Below are 16513 nucleotides of genomic sequence, written 5' to 3' on the forward strand. Positions count from 1 at the left end.
ACCCCCACTCATGTCTGAGCAGTTCGACGCCGTCGACATCATCCGGATCAAGCGGGACAAAGGCACCCTCAGCCCGGCGCAGATCGACTGGACCATCGACGCGTACACCCGCGGTGCCATCGCCGATGAGCAAATGGCCGCCCTCAACATGGCGATCCTCCTTAACGGCATGAACCGTGAGGAAATCAGCCAGTGGACGACGGCGATGATCGCCTCCGGTGAGCGGATGGACTTCTCGTCGCTCGGCAAAGCCACCAGCGACAAACACTCGACGGGCGGCGTCGGCGACAAGATCACGCTCCCACTGGCACCCCTGGTCGCGGTCTTCGGGGTAGCAGTCCCGCAGCTCTCGGGGCGTGGACTGGGCCACACCGGGGGCACCCTGGACAAGCTGGAGTCCATCCCCGGCTGGCGCGCCGACCTGACAAACGACGAAATGATGCGCCAACTGGCCGACGTCGGAGCCGTGATCTGCGCTGCGGGAGCCGGTCTGGCGCCCGCCGACAAGAAGCTCTACGCGCTGCGTGACGTGACGGGTACGGTCGAAGCGATCCCGCTCATTGCCTCCTCAATCATGAGCAAGAAAATCGCCGAAGGCACAGGGTCGCTGGTGCTCGACGTCAAGGTCGGTAGCGGCGCGTTCATGAAGAATCTGGAGCAGGCCCGCGAGCTGGCCCGCACCATGGTCGCCCTGGGCCAGGACGCGGGCGTCAACACCGTTGCGTTGCTCACGAACATGGCGACCCCACTGGGCCTCACCGCAGGCAACGCCATCGAGGTTGAGGAATCGGTTGAGGTGCTGGCCGGCGGCGGCCCGCAGGACGTCGTCGAACTGACCGTCAGACTTGCGGAGGAAATGCTTGCCTGCGCCGGGGTGAAGGACGCGGATCCGGCCGCCGCGCTGCAGGACGGGCGCGCCATGGACGTGTGGAACAAAATGATCGAAGCCCAGGGCGGCGATCCCCGCGCAACCCTGCCGGTAGCCAAGGAATCCGAGACTATCTTTGCTCCCGCTGACGGGGTTCTGGTGGAACTGGATGCGCTGTCCGTTGGGGTTGCCGCCTGGCGCCTCGGCGCGGGACGTGCCCGTAAGGAAGATGCGGTGCAGGCAGGGGCCGGAATCCGGATGCACGCCAAGCCCGGTGCTCTGGTGCGGGCTGGCGAGCCGCTGATGACCCTGCTGACCGATACCCCCGAGAAGTTCGATCGGGCACGCGAGGCGCTCGACGGCGCCGTCGTCATTGCGCCCGAAGGATCCAGGCCCAATTATCAGCTGATCCTGGACCGTATCGCCGAGGCGTAACAGCCGCGCCGAGCGCGCCGCCGCCGGACTGTCCTGGCGGTGATGTCCCCCTGTGGGTGGATGCGGGCAGCCCAAAGATCAGCCGAACGGGCGACGCGGTCCGGGACCTCCTCGCCCTAACGTTGAGGTATCACGGCGACCGAACAACCTGGCCCGACCAACCTGGCCCGACCAACCGGGCATTGACACAACCGGGCCCTGACGCAACCGGCCTCAGCCCTGAGGGAAACAGGGGTTGTGTCAGGGGATCCACCCATGGCGGCGACCCTCGGCGGATGGCATCGTGATAACTGTCGGACAGTCAGCGAGGGCGGATAAGGGGGTAGATCGAACATGGACGCTGTCATCACAGCCCTGAACGCGGTCAGCACCTTCATCCTCAGCACCGCCGAGCAACCCTGGGTCTACCTCCTGGTGTTCATCTGCTGCACCGTCGACGGGTTCTTCCCGCCCTTCCCCAGCGAATCGGTGGTTGTCGGGCTCGCCTCACTAGTGCTCACCCAGGGTGTTCCCAACCCCTGGTTCCTGATAATTTCGGCGGGTCTCGGGGCGTTCATCGGCGACAACATTGCGTACGCGATGGGAAAAGCGATCGGCACCCGACGGTTTCGTTGGATGCGCTCGGCCCGTATGCAACGCTCCTTTGCCTGGGCCGGATATGAGCTGCAAAAGCGCGCTGCCTCACTGATCCTTGTGGCACGGTTCATCCCCATCGGGCGGGTGGCGGTGAACCTCACGGCAGGAGCCACCGGGTATTCACGCCGAAGCTTTGTTGGGCTCACCGCACTCTCGGCGGTGGTGTGGTCGACCTACTCGGTCGGCATTGGCGTCCTCGCTGGCTCCTGGTTCGAGCACAATCATCTGCTCGGCGTCATGGTAGCCATCGGGATCGCCGTCATTCTCGGGATCGTTGTGGACCGCATCATTGCAGCGGTCCGCGGCTCAACGCCGATGCGTCCCGAGCCGGCCAGGGTTCACTCGGACAGCAAGTAACGGTGCCGTGCCTGAACGGGCGCCTCAGCGCTAGTCCCCACAAAGCACCTCGCGTAAGGTAAGTGAAGTGACTGAGCCAATAATCTCCCCAGCGACCGACCTCTCCTTCGACCTGCGGAGCCTGCCCAAGGTGTCCCTGCATGACCACCTCGACGGCGGCCTGCGCCCGTCCACCATCATCGAACTAGCCGAAGCGGTTGGCCACCAACTGCCGTCCACCGATCCGGTGGCATTGGGCGAATGGTTCAGGGAATCAGCCAACTCCGGTTCCCTGGTCCGCTACCTCGAGACCTTTGACCACACCATCGCTGTCATGCAGACCCGCGAAGGCCTGATCCGCGTAGCCCGCGAGTTCGTTGAGGACCTGGCCGACGACGGCGTCGTCTACGGTGAGGTGCGCTGGGCCCCGGAACAGCACACCGCCAAGGGCCTCAGCCTTGACGAAGCCGTTGAAGCTGTCCAGCAGGGCCTCGACGAGGGCGTCGACGCAATCGTTGCCGGCGGCCGGGCCATCCAGGTGGGTCAGCTGATCACCGCCATGCGGCACGCAGACCGCGGCCAGGAAATCGCTGAACTGGCCGTTCGCCACCGCGACAAGGGCGCCGTCGGGTTCGATATTGCCGGCGCCGAGGACGGATTCCTGCCGTCCCGGTTCAAGGATGCGTTCACCTACCTGGCAGAACACCAGTTCCCGGTGACCGTCCACGCTGGCGAGGCCGCTGGTCTGGACAGCATCGTTGACGCCCTGGTTCACGGGCACGCGCTGCGCCTCGGGCATGGGGTCCGGATCGCCGAAGACATCGAGATTGAATATGACGAGGACAGCGAAGAGCCCGAACTCGGCGTCGTCACCCTCGGCCAGGTGGCCGCCTGGGTACGCGACCGCGGCATCGTCCTTGAGGTGTGCCCCTCCTCGAACCTCCAGACCGGAGCCATCGCAGCGTTCGGCGGGGACATCGCCAGCCACCCCATCGACCTGCTGTTCCAGCTGGGATTCAAGGTGACCGTCAACACCGACAACCGCCTGATGAGCGGTGTCACCCTGACCGACGAGTTCGAGCTACTCTCCGAAACCTTCGACTATGACCTGGACGATCTGCTGGAGCTGACCCTCAACGCGGTCAACGCAGCGTTCCTGCCACTCGAAGACCGCGAGGCGCTTGCCGACTACGTCACCGAAGGTTTTCTTCGCGCTGATGCCTGAGTCACCGCCGGGCTCTGCCTCGCCAGAAGGCCAGCATCCGCTGGACCGGCTGGTCGAGGTGGTAGCCCAGCTCCGGGAACACTGCCCCTGGATGGCTGAACTCACGCACGCTTCACTCGTCGAGTATCTGGTGGAGGAGTGCTACGAGCTGGTCGATGCGCTCGACGACGCCTCAAGCAGCACTGCCAGTCTTGACTCAGCGGCCAACCTCCGCGGGGAACTGGGTGATGTGTTGCTGCAGGTGGTACTCCACGCCCAACTGCAGCGGGAGCACGGTCGTTTCGACCTCACCGACGTGATCGACGGTCTGACACGCAAGATGGTCCGTCGCAACCCCCACGTCTTCGCGCCCGTCGGAACGCTGCGGCAGAGCTTTCCCTCCTCGATCGAATCGATCGTTGAGACCTGGCATCAGGTCAAGCGTGCGGAGGAGCCCGGTCGGGTTGATCCGTTCCACGGAATACCCACGCACCTTCCCGCTCTGGCTCTGGCGGCCAAAACCCTGCGTCGGGCCGCTGATCCGCTGCCTGAGCCAGCCGCAGCGTTGGCGGGCGCCGAACCGCAAACCGAAGCCGAACTGGGGGAGCAGTTGCTCGAGGTGGTGCAGCGAGCCATCGCGAGCGGGCTCGACCCGGAGCGGGCGCTACGCTCAGCGGCACTCCGATTTCAGGAGCGCTCACGCACCAGTCTTCCGGAGGACATGAAAGGCGCTGCGACAGACGTTTCCACTAGGCTGGGATCGAACCCATCAACCGGTCAGGTTAGCCCTGACCGGACGCCTTGAGATTATTCACCCTAGAACCAAAGGAGCAATACATGGCCATCATCGACGCCATCCACGCGCGTGAAATCCTCGATTCCCGCGGCAACCCCACCGTCGAGGTGGAAGTACTGCTCGACGACGACACCTTCGGCCGTGCTGCTGTGCCCTCCGGTGCTTCCACCGGTGCTTTCGAAGCCAACGAACGCCGTGATGGCGATAAGGCCCGCTACCTCGGCAAGGGCGTTCTGCAGGCCGTCGAAGCAGTGATCGAGCAGATCCAGCCGGCGCTCCTCGGCTTCGATGCCACCGACCAGCGGGCCATCGACCAGGCCATGATTGACCTCGACGGCACAGAGAACAAGTCAAGCCTTGGCGCCAACTCGATGCTCGGCGTTTCCCTGGCCATCGCCCGCGCCGCCGCGGAGTCCTCCAAGCTGCCGCTCTACCGTTACCTCGGCGGCCCCAACGCCCATGTACTGCCCGTTCCGCTGATGAACATCCTGAACGGCGGCTCCCACGCCGACTCCGACGTCGACATCCAGGAGTTCATGATCGTTCCCCTGGGCGCCGAATCCTTCTCCGAGGGTCTGCGCTGGGGCGTTGAGGTCTACCACGAACTGAAGTCCGTGCTCAAGGAAAAGGGCCTTGCCACCGGGTTGGGCGACGAAGGCGGATTTGCGCCAAACCTGCCGTCCAACCGCGACGCGCTCGACCTGATCACCACAGCCATCGAGCGTGCCGGCTACACGCCGGGTCAGGACATTGCCCTCGCACTGGATGTAGCGGCTTCGGAGTTCTACACGGACGGCGCCTACCACTTCGAGGGGAAGACGTTGTCCTCCGCCGACATGAACACCTACTACGGTGAACTGGTGCGCGACTACCCGTTGGTTTCCATCGAGGACCCCCTGGATGAAGAAGACTGGGACGGGTGGAAAGCCCTCACCGAACAGGTCGGCTCAAAGGTTCAGCTGGTTGGCGACGATCTCTTCGTCACCAACCCAGTGCGTCTCGCCCGCGGCATCGAAGCAGACACCGCCAACTCGCTGCTGGTCAAGGTCAACCAGATTGGAACACTGACCGAGACCCTCGATGCGATCTCCATGGCGCAGCGTGCTGGCTACACCACCATTACCTCGCACCGGTCAGGTGAAACCGAGGACACGACGATTGCTGACATCTGCGTCGCAACCAACGCCGGCCAGATCAAGACCGGCGCTCCGGCACGATCCGAGCGGGTGGCGAAGTACAACCAGCTCCTACGGATCGAAGAAGAGCTCGACGACGCCGCCCGGTACGCAGGGCGAGGCGCCTTCCCGCGTTTCAAAGCCTAGTTAGCAGCAGCGGCGGCTACCCTCGTAATAGGGACGGCTCACAGGCCACCAGTCCCGATACAGAGGATTTTGAGGAGTTTTGATGTCTACCCGCCGCCCCAAGGTGCCGCGCAGCGCTGGTCCTCAGGCGCCGCCGGCACCAGCACCCATCGACCGGCATGGGACACACGCCACGCCTACGGCGCGGCGAACACCCAAGAAGCCTGCCGCGGGTGCAGGCAAGTCCACCGCAGCCAAACCGGCTACACGCGGTGCGGGTCCGACCGGGAAACCGGCAGGACCCGCACCGCGTCCGGCGCCAACACCTCTGACCCCGTCAGAGGAACGGGCGAAGCAGCGGCTGCAACTCGCTGGCACCATCCGGCGGGCACGCCAACCGTTCCGGCGTGAAGCGCCAGCAATTGTGCCGGCCGAGGATGCCAAGCCCATTCCGGCCAAATCCTTCTCCGGTCGGCTCTTGGCGCTGGCGGTAGTGCTGGTGACCATCACGGTCCTCCTGGCGCCATCGGTGCGCACCTACCTGCTCCAGCAGGGCGAGCTCAACACGCTGCGGGACGAGATTGCCGCCCTGGAGGAAACCCAACTGGAATCCCAGCGGCAGCTCGCCCGCTGGGAGGACCCCGCCTATATCAAGGCCCAGGCCCGCGAACGAATTTTCCTGGTAATGCCCGGTGAGACCCGCTATGTGGTGGTCGGCGACACCGAACCAGGCGAAGAAGCAGTCGGCTCCTCCGGCGACGCCCCGCAGGATCTCCCCTGGGTCGATGCGCTCTGGGACTCCATTGAGCGGTCTGCAACAGACTCCTAGCGCCCGCACCCGCGCTCATCATTCCCGGTGCAGGTCCCGGAACACCGCACCTCATCTCCCTCCACGAACTTCAACCACGAAAGGTTGGGCCCCGATATGGACGCTGCACCCGGTACCGAGCTGACCACATCCGATCTGGAAACCCTCAGCCGTCAACTTGGCCGTCCCGTGCGCGACGTCGTCGAAATTGGTGCTCGCTGTGTCTGCGGCAACCCGCTGGTGGCGACCACCGCCCCCCGGCTGTCCAACGGCATCCCCTTTCCCACCACCTACTACCTGACGCATCCCGTGATCACTGCTGCGGTCTCCCGCCTTGAAGCGTCGGGCTTGATGGCCGAGATGACGACACGGCTTGAACACGACCCGGGACTCGCCGAGAAGTACCAGTCGGCGCACGAGCAGTACCTTCGTGTCCGTAAAGCCATCGGCGACCGGTCAGGGACGGGTCCTGTTCCGGAGATCGACGGCGTGTCAGCCGGCGGAATGCCCACCCGGGTCAAATGCCTCCATGTCCTGGTGGGACACTCGCTGGCGGCCGGCCCAGGTGTCAACCCGCTCGGCGACGAAGCGGTTGAAGGTATTGCCCAGTGGTGGACCCGGGACACCTGCTACTGCTCCGGTGCCTGGGACACGGCCGGATCGGCGCCGGACCGCGAACTCAGCCGGCACACCCGCACCCAGAACCTCAGCCCAGAGGAAATCGACGCGAAACGCGCCTCGCGTCGTGCGGCTGCCGACGCGGCTGAAGCGACGACGGCCCCCACCGGCACAGCACCCACCGGCACAGCACCCACCGGCACCGACGCAAACACGCCGGAGAAACCATGATCCGCACAGCCGCCATCGATTGCGGCACCAATTCCATCCGACTGCTGATCGCTGACGTGGACGACGACGGCAGGTCACTCACCGACGTCGTGCGTCTCATGCGCGTGGTCAGGCTTGGAGAGGGAGTGGATACCACCGGGCGGTTGTCCGCGGCCGCGCTCGAACGCACCCTCACCGCGGTCCGCGAATACGCTGAACTTATCGGTCTGCACGGAGCCGACCGGATACGGTTCGTCGCCACCTCGGCGACCAGGGATGCCGAGAACCGCGAAGAATTCACCTCGGGCATTAGCGCACTGCTGGGGGTAGCGCCGGAAGTGGTCAGCGGGGCTGAAGAAGCCGCACTGTCATTCGATGGTGCGCTGAGCGTGCTTCCCGCGGCGGCCTCCCCGGCCGATGAGTCGCTGGCGCTCGTCGTCGATCTGGGCGGCGGAAGCACCGAATTCGTCCTCGGCACTTCTGCAGGGGTGACGGCCTCACGCAGCATGGATATGGGGTGCGTGCGATTCACTGAGCGCTACCTGGCCGCAGACCCGCCCACTGCTCAGGAGATCGCGACCATGGAAACCGAGGTCCGACGCCTGATCGCCGAGGCTTCACAGGACGTGCCATTTGACCGGGTCAGCCGGCTGATAGGGGTGGCAGGAACCATCACCACCATCACCGCTCATGCGTTGGACCTGCCGGGGTACAGCTCGGCGGACATTCATGGCGCAGAACTGGACCAGGAGCGGGTCTGGCGGGCCTCCACCGAGCTGCTGGCAATGAGCAGGGAATCCCGCGCCGCCCTGCCGTACATGCACCCGGGCCGGGTGGATGTGATCGGTGCCGGAGCATTGATTTGGCGCACCATCACCGCCCACCTTGCCGATGCCACCGGGGGCAGGGTGAAAACCTCTGTCGCCAGCGAGCACGATATTCTTGACGGAATTGCCCTCAGCCAGAACAGGAAAACCACCCAGTGACCAACCCCAGCGGAGCTTTCGGCTCCCGGTTGCGAGCCACGGCTTGCCTGCTCGGTGTGGCTGTCGCAGCAGCACTCCTTCCTGCCCTCCCGGCTCAGGCAGATGACCTGCGGGAACGCGAATACTGGCTGGAAGACTACGGGATCGTCGAAGCCTGGGAAACCACCAAGGGCGAGGGAGTCCGGGTCGCTGTCATCGACAGCGGCGTCGACGGTTCACATCCCGATCTTGAGGGAGTGGTGGTAGGCGGCAGCGACGTTTCGGGGTCGGGGCAACCCGACGGTCAGCTCGGCATCGGCGAGGTTGCTGAGCACGGCACTCTCGTCGCCAGCCTGCTGGCCGGGCGCGGGCACCTGCCCGATCCTCCGCCCAGCCCCTCACCATCCGATGACGAAGATGCCGCTGACGAGTCGCCGTCGCCCGAACCGGTCGCTACGTCCGGCCCCGATACCTACGGTCGGGGATCGGACGGGATTGTCGGAGTGGCACCTGAGTCAGAGCTGTTGGCCGTGTCCGTCTGGATTGAAGGCGAAACCAAGGGACCCAATCCAGCGGGCATCAGTATCGACGCCCAGATCCCGAACGCTGTGCGCTGGGCGGTGGACAACGGAGCCCAGGTGATCAACATGTCGCTTGGAAGCACCTCACCGACCTGGCCGGAGAGCTGGGACGAGGCCTTCCTTTACGCCGAGCAAAACGACGTCGTCATCGTCGCCGCCGCGGGTAACCGTGCGGGAGGCTCCCTGCAGGTGGGTGCTCCGGCGACCATGCCGGGCGTTCTTGCCGTCGCTGGTCTGGACCGGGAGGGCGAAGCGAGCCGCGAATCCTCGTCCGAGGGAATCAGTATCGGGGTCGCTGCTCCTGCCGAGAACCTGGTGGGAGCCCTGCCGGGTGGGGTGTACGCCGACTGGTCGGGCAGCTCGGGAGCTGCGCCTCTGGTCGCTGGAACCGCCGCGCTGATCCGTTCGAAGTACCCTGACCTCTCCGCGGCCCAGGTCGTCAACCGGATTTTGTTGACGGCCCAGGAGGCCGGCGCCGAGGGCGAGGAACGCGACACTATCTACGGCTACGGGATCCTCGACGTGGCAGCGGCGGTTAATGCCGAGATTGCCGTCCCCGAGGAAAACCTCCTGGGTTCGATGGCCGAGTATATCGAGATCTACCGCAGGGGAGCTCCAGCACCCCCACCCGAGGCCGATGCTCCAGCCAGCAAACCCACGGCGGCCGATATCCCCGAGCCGGAGGTGCCGGTGGCCGAAGATGGCACTGGCACCTCCGGCGGGCTTCCCGCGTCGATCGTGCTGGGTTTTGGCGGCCTGATAGTGGTGGTCCTTGCCGCTGGGACCTTCGCAGTCGTCCGTGCGCGGAGGGCCGCTTTGTCCAACCCGATGGACGAGAATACCGACACGGATTCTTTGGAAGCGGCCGCCGAACCTCGGCCCTAGACACTGATCCTGTTGGCCGGGCTCAAGGCTCAACGTAAACTTAGTGAACTTTTTCACAAAGTCCGGTACCATCGAGGCATGGCACTGAATCAACAGTTCTCCGATCGTCCGCGCATTCTTGTAGTCGGTGGCGGCTACGTAGGTCTCTATGTGGCCCACAAGTTACAGAAGAAGATCAGGTCCCACGGTGGCATTGTCACCCTGGTGGACCCGCTGCCCTACATGACGTACCAGCCGTTCCTCCCCGAGGTGGCCGGTGGCAACATTGAAGCCCGCCACGCCGTGGTTTCGCACCGCACCCACCTCAAGCAGACCGAGTTGATCACCGGCAAGGTCACCGGCATCGACCACGCCCGCCGTACTGCAACGGTCGCCCCGGCTGACGGTAGCGAACCGTTCGAGTTGACCTACCGCGATGTCGTCGTCGCCGCCGGTTCCATCACCCGGACCTTCCCCATTGAAGGGTTGAAGGACCAGGGGATCGGCCTGAAAACCATCGAGGAAGCTGTCGCACTGCGCAACCAGATGCTGGAGCGGATCGAGACCGGCTCGCTGATGGCGGCCGGACCGGAGCGCGACCGTGCCCTGACCTTCGTTGTGGTTGGCGGCGGATTCGCCGGTATTGAAACCATCACCGAAATCGAGGACATGGCCCGGGCGGCGGTCAAGAAAAACGACCGGCTTGAGCACTCGGACCTGAGGTTCGTCCTGGTGGAAGCCATGGGACGGATCATGCCCGAGGTAACTGAATCCCAGGCGGTGTGGGTGGTCGCCCACCTAAGGTCCCGAGGAATTCAGGTCAAGTTGAATACCTCGTTGGCTAGCGCGGTGGATGGCCGGCTGAAGCTGATCAATATGCCGGACAAGACTCCAGCGGACGAGTTCGAGACTGACACCCTGATCTGGACCGCTGGGGTTCAGGCCAACCCGATGGTCAGGTCCTCTGACTTCCCGATCGACGAGCGTGGCCGTATTCGCGCCAACGCCGAACTGCGGATCACCGGCGACGATGGACCCCTTGAGGGTGCCTGGACTGCAGGCGATGTCGCAGCAGTTCCGGACCTCACCGGCGGCGGCGTCGGCGGATTCTGCGTTCCCAACGCCCAACACGCTGTGCGCCAGGCCAAACTCCTCGCGAAGAACATCTACGCGCAGAACAACGGCGTCGGCAGGGTCAAGGAATACAAGCACAAAAACCTCGGTGCTGTGGCTGGCTTCGGGCAGTACAAGGGTGTTGCCAACATCATGGGCTTCGGCATGCGAGGACTCCCCGCGTGGTTGGCTCACCGTGGCTATCACGGGATGGCGATGCCGATGTTCGAGCGTAAGTTCCGAGTGGTCTTCAACTGGATTCTGAGCTTCGTCTTCGGACGGGACACCACCCAGCTGATGGATTTGCAGACGCCCAAGCGTCAGTTCCGTGAGGCCGCGACGCCGCCGCCGAAGAAGGATGAAGCTCCCTCCAGCGCCGGTGCAGCGAAAAGCGATTCCTATAGTGAGCCAGCCAGGAAATAGGTTCAGCTGACTGACTGGAATTAACGGCGGCACCGGCTCCTGGAGCGGGTGCCGCCGTCACCTTTTAACGGGGAGCGTGTGGCGGACCGACCCGCAGTGACGTGACCAGTCGCCGGGATGGATTGGCTCCGCTCGGACCACGTGTGGTGCAACGATCACGTAGGCTAGAGACGACGATTCAGCCCGTCACGCCCCAGTAGCCCAATGGCAGAGGCACCAGACTTAAAATCTGTTCAGTGTCAGTTCGAGTCTGACCTGGGGCACCAACAAGCCGCGTGGGCGAACGCGAAACTCCGGCTGGTTGTACCCCTCTGTGGCGAGCGTTACAAGGATGTGACCGTTTTTGCTTATTTTTGACACATTTTTGCATTAGCTTTTCTACATACCAGGAACACCTGGTGATCGCATCAAAGGCACAGAATGCCTTTCGGTCGAGGAGAAAACATACATGACTGCAACACGCAACTCCGTGCGGTTCGGCATTGGAGACAATGCACCTCGCGCGGCAAAGGTCGCTGCCTTGGGGCTGGGTATCGCGCTCTTTGCATCTGCCTGCGGCGGATCCACTCCTGAAGGAGACGGCGGCGAAACCTCAGCCGCCCCTGCCGCTGCAACCGGGCTCAGCTGCCCGGAGAGTCAGGGTGGCGAAGCGCCCGAGGCCAACCCGAAGGGGGACCCGTCCGCTGTTCCCGAGGCGACTACCACCTCCGACACACCACTGGTCCTGGGAACGCTGCTTCCAACCACAGGTGCTCTAGCGTTCCTCGGTCCGCCCGAAATTGCTGGCACCAACCTCGCCGTTCAGGAGATCAACGAGGCTGGCGGCGTGCTCGGCCAGGACGTCGAGATCATCCACCGCGACTCGGGTGACACGACCACCGACATTGCCACCCAGTCTGTGACGGATCTGCTGTCTCAGGACGTCAGCGCCATCATCGGCGCCGCATCCTCAGGTGTTTCACGAACCGTGATCAACCAGATCACCGGAGCTGGCGTGATCCAGATTTCGCCTGCGAACACTGCTCCCGACTTCACCGACTGGGATGACAACGGACTGTACTGGCGCACCGCACCTTCAGATGTGCTGCAGGGCCGCGTGCTCGGCAACTACATCATGGAATGTGGCGCCCAGACCGTCGGCATGGTCACCCTGAACGATGCTTACGGCACCGGGCTTCAGGGCTTCATCAGCGAGGCAGTTGAAGGAGCTGGTGGCCAGGTGGTCGCCAACGAGATGTTCAACGAGGGTGACTCACAGTTCAGCAGCCAGGTTGATGCAGTCGTCGCTGCCGAGCCGGACGCCATCGTAGTCATCAGCTTCGACCAGGCAACCAGCATTGTGCCGCTCTTGACGGCCCAGGGCATTGATCCAAGCACCCTGTTCCTGGTGGACGGCAACACGGCCGACTACAGTGCAGATCTGGATCCAGGAACCATGGAAGGTGCTCAGGGAACCATTCCTGGCCCCTTCACCGGTGACGCCTTCCAGGAGGCATTGCTGGAAATCGATCCCGCCCTCACCAGCTGGAGCTATGCAGGTGAAAGCTACGACGCTGCGAATGTTGTCGCGTTGGCAGCTGAAGCAGCAGGTTCAACCGATGGTGCAGCAATTGCAGCCGAACTTCAGGGTGTCACCGGCGAAGGCGAGAAGTGCTACGACTTCGCGGCTTGCGTGACCCTTCTGCGCGACGGCGAAGACATCGACTATGACGGTATCTCCGGCCCGATCACCTTTGACGAAAACGGTGACCCAACCGAAGCCTTCATCGGGATCTATGCATTCGACGGCGACAACGTCCCGCAGCCGAGCCGTTCCGAAACCGGACAGCTCTAAGCGGTCTAGTCAGCCCAACTGATTCACTCGCACCACCAACGGCCGTTGCAACTCCCAGAACCTGGGAGTTGCAACGGCGTTTTGGTGAGCAACCCGGACAGCGGGGCATGTTTTCTCGCTGCCCACCGGACCGCCGCCAGCCGTCAGCCTGCAGCCGACCGTGTGGCCACCCGAACGACCCCAGTGCACTATAGGGAAGCCGCCTGTGCTCTACAGGGAGGCGTAAAGCTTGCCGGTGGAGGTTCGCCAGCCTCGACCGTCAAGAGGGCCGAGTTGCCCATCTTCGGTTCTGTGATCACCCGGGTTTTCCAGGCGAATCGTTCCACATAGGGCATGGCCCGCATGCCAGCGACGGTGCCCCGCATGAAGTCCTCGGTCTGCGCACTTGTGCAGGACCCTCACCTTGCCGAGGAAGCTGTCCACGTCCGCCCAGCCGTGACAATGCATGGTCATGGAATTGCGACGGTCCATGGGTTGTCTTTCCAGAGGAGGGACCGGAGTTCGCCGCGAGCACCAGCCTATGAGCCCACATGGATCCTTTTTGCCCTGATTTGCACAGTTTCCCGAGAGGCTAGGGGCAGGCGAGGACGCGCCCAACGCAAAACGCCCGGCTGGACTCCCAGCCGGGCGTTTATGATCCTGAGGAGCCTGCTAAGCCGTGTCGGCGAGGGTGCCCAGGTACAACTGGATCACCTTCGGATCCTTCATCAGCTCGCGGCCCGTACCCGTGTACGCGTCCTTCCCCTGATCGAGCACATACGCCCGGTCACAGATCTGGAGACACCGGCGGGCGTTCTGCTCGACCATGATCACCGAGACTCCCGCCCGGTTGATCTCATGTACCCGTAGGAACGTCTCATCCTGTTTCACGGGTGAGAGACCGGCTGAGGGCTCATCGAGCAGGAGTACTGCCGGGTCCATCATGAGCGCCCGTCCCATCGCCACCATCTGGCGTTCGCCGCCCGAGAGCGACCCGGCCCGCTGTGCCCGACGCTTCCCCAGTTCGGGGAACAAGTCAGCGACGAAGTCGAACCGCTTCTTGAAGTCCTTCGGCCGCTGGTACATACCCATTTCGAGGTTTTCCTCGATGGTCAGCGAGGCGAACACGTTGTTGTTCTGTGGGACGAACCCGACCCCCTGGCTAACCAGTTTGTTGGCCTTGAGCCCGGTGATGTCTTTGTCCCTGACCACCACAGACCCGGAATGTACCTTCACCAACCCAAACATGGCCTTGAGCAGCGTGGACTTACCAGCGCCGTTGGGGCCGATGATGCCGATCAGCTCACCCGACCGTGCCTCAATACTGCAGCCGTTGAGGATGTTGACGCCCGGCAGGTAGCCAGCCACCAGGTCGGTGACCTTGACCACCGATGTGCTGTTGTCCTCGCTCATGGTCGGGTCTCCTTGCTGTCCGGTGCGGTATCCGCCGTTGTGGCGGGACCAGTCTGGCCTGTGCGAGTGGTTTCGACTGGCGTGCCGTCCAATTGGGTGCCTCCGGGGTGGGCCAGGATGCCGGCGTCGGCGGTGCCGACGACGGACTCCTCGTCCTGGGCGAGCTCAACTTCAAGCATCTCGACGCCCTTTGAGTCGCCGAGGTCGACGTCGTGATGCGCGCCAAGGTAGGCATCGATCACGGCCTTATCCTTCATCACTATCTCGGGCGGCCCTTCGGCGACGATCCTGCCCTCGGCCATCACCACCACCCAATCCGCGATGTGACGGACCATGTGCATGTCGTGCTCGACGAACAGCACCGTCATGCCCTCGGCCTTGAGGTTCTTGATGTGGTCCAGCAGGGACTGGGTGAGTGCTGGGTTAACTCCAGCCATCGGCTCATCGAGCATGACGAGAACCGGCTTGACCATCAGTGCCCGGGCCATTTCGAGCAGCTTACGCTGGCCTCCCGACAGTGACGCCGCGTAGTCGTCCTTCTTCGCATCCAGTTTGAACTTGGCGAGGAGCACGTCTGCCTGCTCGGTGATTTCCTTCTCCCGCTTACCCCATAGCCCCTTGAACAGGGCCCGAGCGAGGCTCTCACCGGGTTGTGCAGTGGCGCCCAGACGCATGTTCTCCATGACGGTCAACTTGCCCATCACCTTGGTGAGCTGGAAGGTACGCACCATCCCCATCCGGGCCACCTTGTAGGACGGCACCCCGGCGATGTCACGGTCGTCGAAACGCCACTGCCCGCTGTTAGGGGTGTCGAAGCCGGTCAACAGGTTGAAGAGTGTGGTCTTGCCAGCACCATTGGGCCCGATCAGCGCAGTGATTTTGTTGCGGGGGACCTCAAGATACTCGACGTCGACGGCGTTCATCCCACCGAATTGGCGGGTCACCTTCTCCGCGACCAGGATGGGGTCCCGTTTTTTGCAGCCTGGACCGGTCTGCCCGGTGGTGATGTCGCGGGAATCGGTCATGTAGTCCACCGGGGTTGAGCCGGCAGGCGCTGACTCCACGGCTCCGGGGGTGGCCGCACTGTGTTTGGGTGGACGCCCGTCCCCGGTGGTCGGCTGCGTCTCTAGTGGTTCGGTCATGCGAACGCCAGCTCCTTCTTGTTACCCAGGACGCCCTGGGGTCTGAACACCATTAGCAGCATCAACGCGACGCCAACGAGGATGTAGCGCAATTGACCTGCCTGCACGTTGGACAGGAAGGTGATGGCACCGATTTCAATTGCACCGTAGAGCAGCCCCTGGGTCAGGGACAGCACCACCCAGAAGATCATGGCCCCGATCACCGGTCCAAGAACGGTGGCCATGCCACCGAGCAGGAGACAGGTGTACAGGAAGAACGTTAGCTCCGTGGCATAGTTGGCAGGCTGTACCGCGCCGCGGGGGAGGGTGAAGATCATGCCCGCCAGGGAACCGAGGAGGCCACCGATAACCAGCGCCTGCATCTTGTACGCGTACACGTTCTTGCCCAGGGCACGAACAGCGTTCTCGTCCTCCCTGATCCCCTTGAGCACACGGCCCCAGGGGCTGCGCATGAGCAACCAGACGGTCAGGCAGGCGAGGGCCACAATGGTCCAGCCCACGATTCTGATCCACAGGTCCCGCTCATTCATTGCGATGGGACCCACATTGTAGGATCCCGGGGCCAACGGATTTAGCGCGAAAAAGCCATTCTCGAAGTTGGCGAGACCGTTGGCTGAGCCCGTCACCTCGGTCAGCCCGTTGGTGGTCACGATGTACCTGACGATTTCCGCTGCGGCGATAGTGACGATCGCGAGATAGTCGGCTCGTAGGCGCAGGGTGGGAATGCCCAGGATGAGGGCGAAAAGCACGGAGGCCGTCAACGCCACCAGGACGGCGACTGGCAGGGGAGCGTCGAAAGTCAGGGTTGAAATTGCGTAGCCGTAGGCACCCACGGCCATGAAACCGGCCTGGCCGAAGTTCAGCAGTCCTGAATAGCCAAAGTGCACGGCGAGACCGAGGGCGGCCAGAGCATAAGCGGCGGTGGTGGGGCTGATCATTTCGCCGAAGGCGAGTGCAAGAATATTTCCGAAATCCATGATGTGAGCC

14 protein-coding genes and 1 tRNA gene are annotated in these 16513 nt (G+C 63.5%); 12 read left to right on the forward strand and 3 right to left on the reverse strand.

Annotated features, from left to right (window positions below; translation table 11 throughout):
* The first annotated feature begins 10 nt into the window (after nt 1-10).
* The 12 genes from DDA93_RS12155 to DDA93_RS12210 all read left to right on the forward strand — a co-directional run bounded on the left by DDA93_RS12155 (nt 11) and on the right by DDA93_RS12210 (nt 12992).
* On the forward strand, nt 11-1303 hold the full coding sequence (locus DDA93_RS12155) for a thymidine phosphorylase (protein ID WP_116778917.1): 1293 nt from the start codon (nt 11-13) through the stop codon (nt 1301-1303).
* Between the two features lie 354 nt (nt 1304-1657).
* A complete protein-coding gene (locus DDA93_RS12160) occupies nt 1658-2296 on the forward strand; it encodes a DedA family protein (RefSeq protein WP_024476548.1) in 639 nt (212 codons plus the stop codon).
* A gap of 67 nt (nt 2297-2363) precedes the next feature.
* Nucleotides 2364-3500, forward strand: coding sequence for an adenosine deaminase (locus tag DDA93_RS12165; RefSeq protein WP_019483680.1), 1137 nt, complete (start codon nt 2364-2366; stop codon nt 3498-3500).
* Nucleotides 3493-4284, forward strand: coding sequence for a MazG nucleotide pyrophosphohydrolase domain-containing protein (locus DDA93_RS12170; protein ID WP_116778918.1), 792 nt, complete (start codon nt 3493-3495; stop codon nt 4282-4284). Before DDA93_RS12165 ends, DDA93_RS12170 begins: the two co-directional genes overlap by 8 nt.
* Before the next feature lie 32 nt (nt 4285-4316).
* Nucleotides 4317-5597, forward strand: a complete 1281-nt coding sequence (eno, locus tag DDA93_RS12175; RefSeq protein ID WP_019483678.1) for a phosphopyruvate hydratase — start codon at nt 4317-4319, stop codon at nt 5595-5597.
* An 82-nt stretch (nt 5598-5679) separates the two neighbouring features.
* On the forward strand, nt 5680-6405 hold the full coding sequence (locus DDA93_RS12180) for a septum formation initiator family protein (protein WP_116778919.1): 726 nt from the start codon (nt 5680-5682) through the stop codon (nt 6403-6405).
* A gap of 96 nt (nt 6406-6501) precedes the next feature.
* The gene (locus DDA93_RS12185; RefSeq protein WP_116778920.1) at nt 6502-7233 is read left to right on the forward strand and encodes a DUF501 domain-containing protein; all 732 of its coding nucleotides are present in this window, start codon (nt 6502-6504) and stop codon (nt 7231-7233) included.
* Nucleotides 7230-8198 carry a Ppx/GppA phosphatase family protein gene (locus DDA93_RS12190; RefSeq protein WP_116778921.1) on the forward strand — a complete coding sequence of 323 codons (969 nt, stop codon included), beginning with the start codon at nt 7230-7232 and terminating at the stop codon, nt 8196-8198. Before DDA93_RS12185 ends, DDA93_RS12190 begins: the two co-directional genes overlap by 4 nt.
* The gene (locus DDA93_RS12195) at nt 8195-9643 is read left to right on the forward strand and encodes a S8 family serine peptidase (protein WP_116778922.1); all 1449 of its coding nucleotides are present in this window, start codon (nt 8195-8197) and stop codon (nt 9641-9643) included. Before DDA93_RS12190 ends, DDA93_RS12195 begins: the two co-directional genes overlap by 4 nt.
* A 78-nt stretch (nt 9644-9721) precedes the next feature.
* The gene (locus DDA93_RS12200) at nt 9722-11158 is read left to right on the forward strand and encodes an FAD-dependent oxidoreductase (RefSeq protein WP_116778923.1); all 1437 of its coding nucleotides are present in this window, start codon (nt 9722-9724) and stop codon (nt 11156-11158) included.
* A gap of 190 nt (nt 11159-11348) precedes the next feature.
* Nucleotides 11349-11424 (forward strand) — tRNA-Leu (locus tag DDA93_RS12205).
* Nucleotides 11425-11606: 182 nt separating this feature from the next.
* A complete protein-coding gene (locus DDA93_RS12210) occupies nt 11607-12992 on the forward strand; it encodes an ABC transporter substrate-binding protein (protein WP_116778924.1) in 1386 nt (461 codons plus the stop codon).
* Nucleotides 12993-13643: 651 nt separating this feature from the next.
* Here the strand turns inward: DDA93_RS12210 and DDA93_RS12215 are convergent.
* The 3 genes from DDA93_RS12215 to DDA93_RS12225 all read right to left on the reverse strand — a co-directional run bounded on the left by DDA93_RS12215 (nt 13644) and on the right by DDA93_RS12225 (nt 16503).
* Nucleotides 13644-14384 carry an ABC transporter ATP-binding protein gene (locus DDA93_RS12215; protein ID WP_024476352.1) on the reverse strand — a complete coding sequence of 247 codons (741 nt, stop codon included), beginning with the start codon at nt 14382-14384 and terminating at the stop codon, nt 13644-13646.
* Nucleotides 14381-15409 carry an ABC transporter ATP-binding protein gene (locus tag DDA93_RS12220; RefSeq protein ID WP_051317647.1) on the reverse strand — a complete coding sequence of 343 codons (1029 nt, stop codon included), beginning with the start codon at nt 15407-15409 and terminating at the stop codon, nt 14381-14383. Before DDA93_RS12220 ends, DDA93_RS12215 begins: the two co-directional genes overlap by 4 nt.
* 113 nt (nt 15410-15522) lie before the next feature.
* A complete protein-coding gene (locus DDA93_RS12225; RefSeq protein ID WP_019483669.1) occupies nt 15523-16503 on the reverse strand; it encodes a branched-chain amino acid ABC transporter permease in 981 nt (326 codons plus the stop codon).
* Between the last annotated feature and the right edge of the window lie 10 nt (nt 16504-16513).

This window comes from Arthrobacter sp. Bz4, from assembly GCF_003075455.1.
GTDB lineage: Bacteria > Actinomycetota > Actinomycetes > Actinomycetales > Micrococcaceae > Arthrobacter_D.

Excerpts from the sequence above, each read along its gene's own strand:
- DDA93_RS12225 (WP_019483669.1), bottom strand. The coding sequence starts at position 16,503 with ATGGATTTCGGAAATATTCTTGCACTCGCCTTCGGCGAAATGATCAGC.
- DDA93_RS12185 (WP_116778920.1), top strand. The coding sequence starts at position 6,502 with ATGGACGCTGCACCCGGTACCGAGCTGACCACATCCGATCTGGAAACC.
- DDA93_RS12180 (WP_116778919.1), top strand. The coding sequence starts at position 5,680 with ATGTCTACCCGCCGCCCCAAGGTGCCGCGCAGCGCTGGTCCTCAGGCG.
- DDA93_RS12190 (WP_116778921.1), top strand. The coding sequence starts at position 7,230 with ATGATCCGCACAGCCGCCATCGATTGCGGCACCAATTCCATCCGACTG.
- DDA93_RS12220 (WP_051317647.1), bottom strand. The coding sequence starts at position 15,409 with ATGACCGATTCCCGCGACATCACCACCGGGCAGACCGGTCCAGGCTGC.
- DDA93_RS12215 (WP_024476352.1), bottom strand. The coding sequence starts at position 14,384 with ATGAGCGAGGACAACAGCACATCGGTGGTCAAGGTCACCGACCTGGTG.
- DDA93_RS12200 (WP_116778923.1), top strand. The coding sequence starts at position 9,722 with ATGGCACTGAATCAACAGTTCTCCGATCGTCCGCGCATTCTTGTAGTC.
- DDA93_RS12170 (WP_116778918.1), top strand. The coding sequence starts at position 3,493 with ATGCCTGAGTCACCGCCGGGCTCTGCCTCGCCAGAAGGCCAGCATCCG.
- DDA93_RS12155 (WP_116778917.1), top strand. The coding sequence starts at position 11 with ATGTCTGAGCAGTTCGACGCCGTCGACATCATCCGGATCAAGCGGGAC.
- DDA93_RS12210 (WP_116778924.1), top strand. The coding sequence starts at position 11,607 with ATGACTGCAACACGCAACTCCGTGCGGTTCGGCATTGGAGACAATGCA.
- eno (WP_019483678.1), top strand. The coding sequence starts at position 4,317 with ATGGCCATCATCGACGCCATCCACGCGCGTGAAATCCTCGATTCCCGC.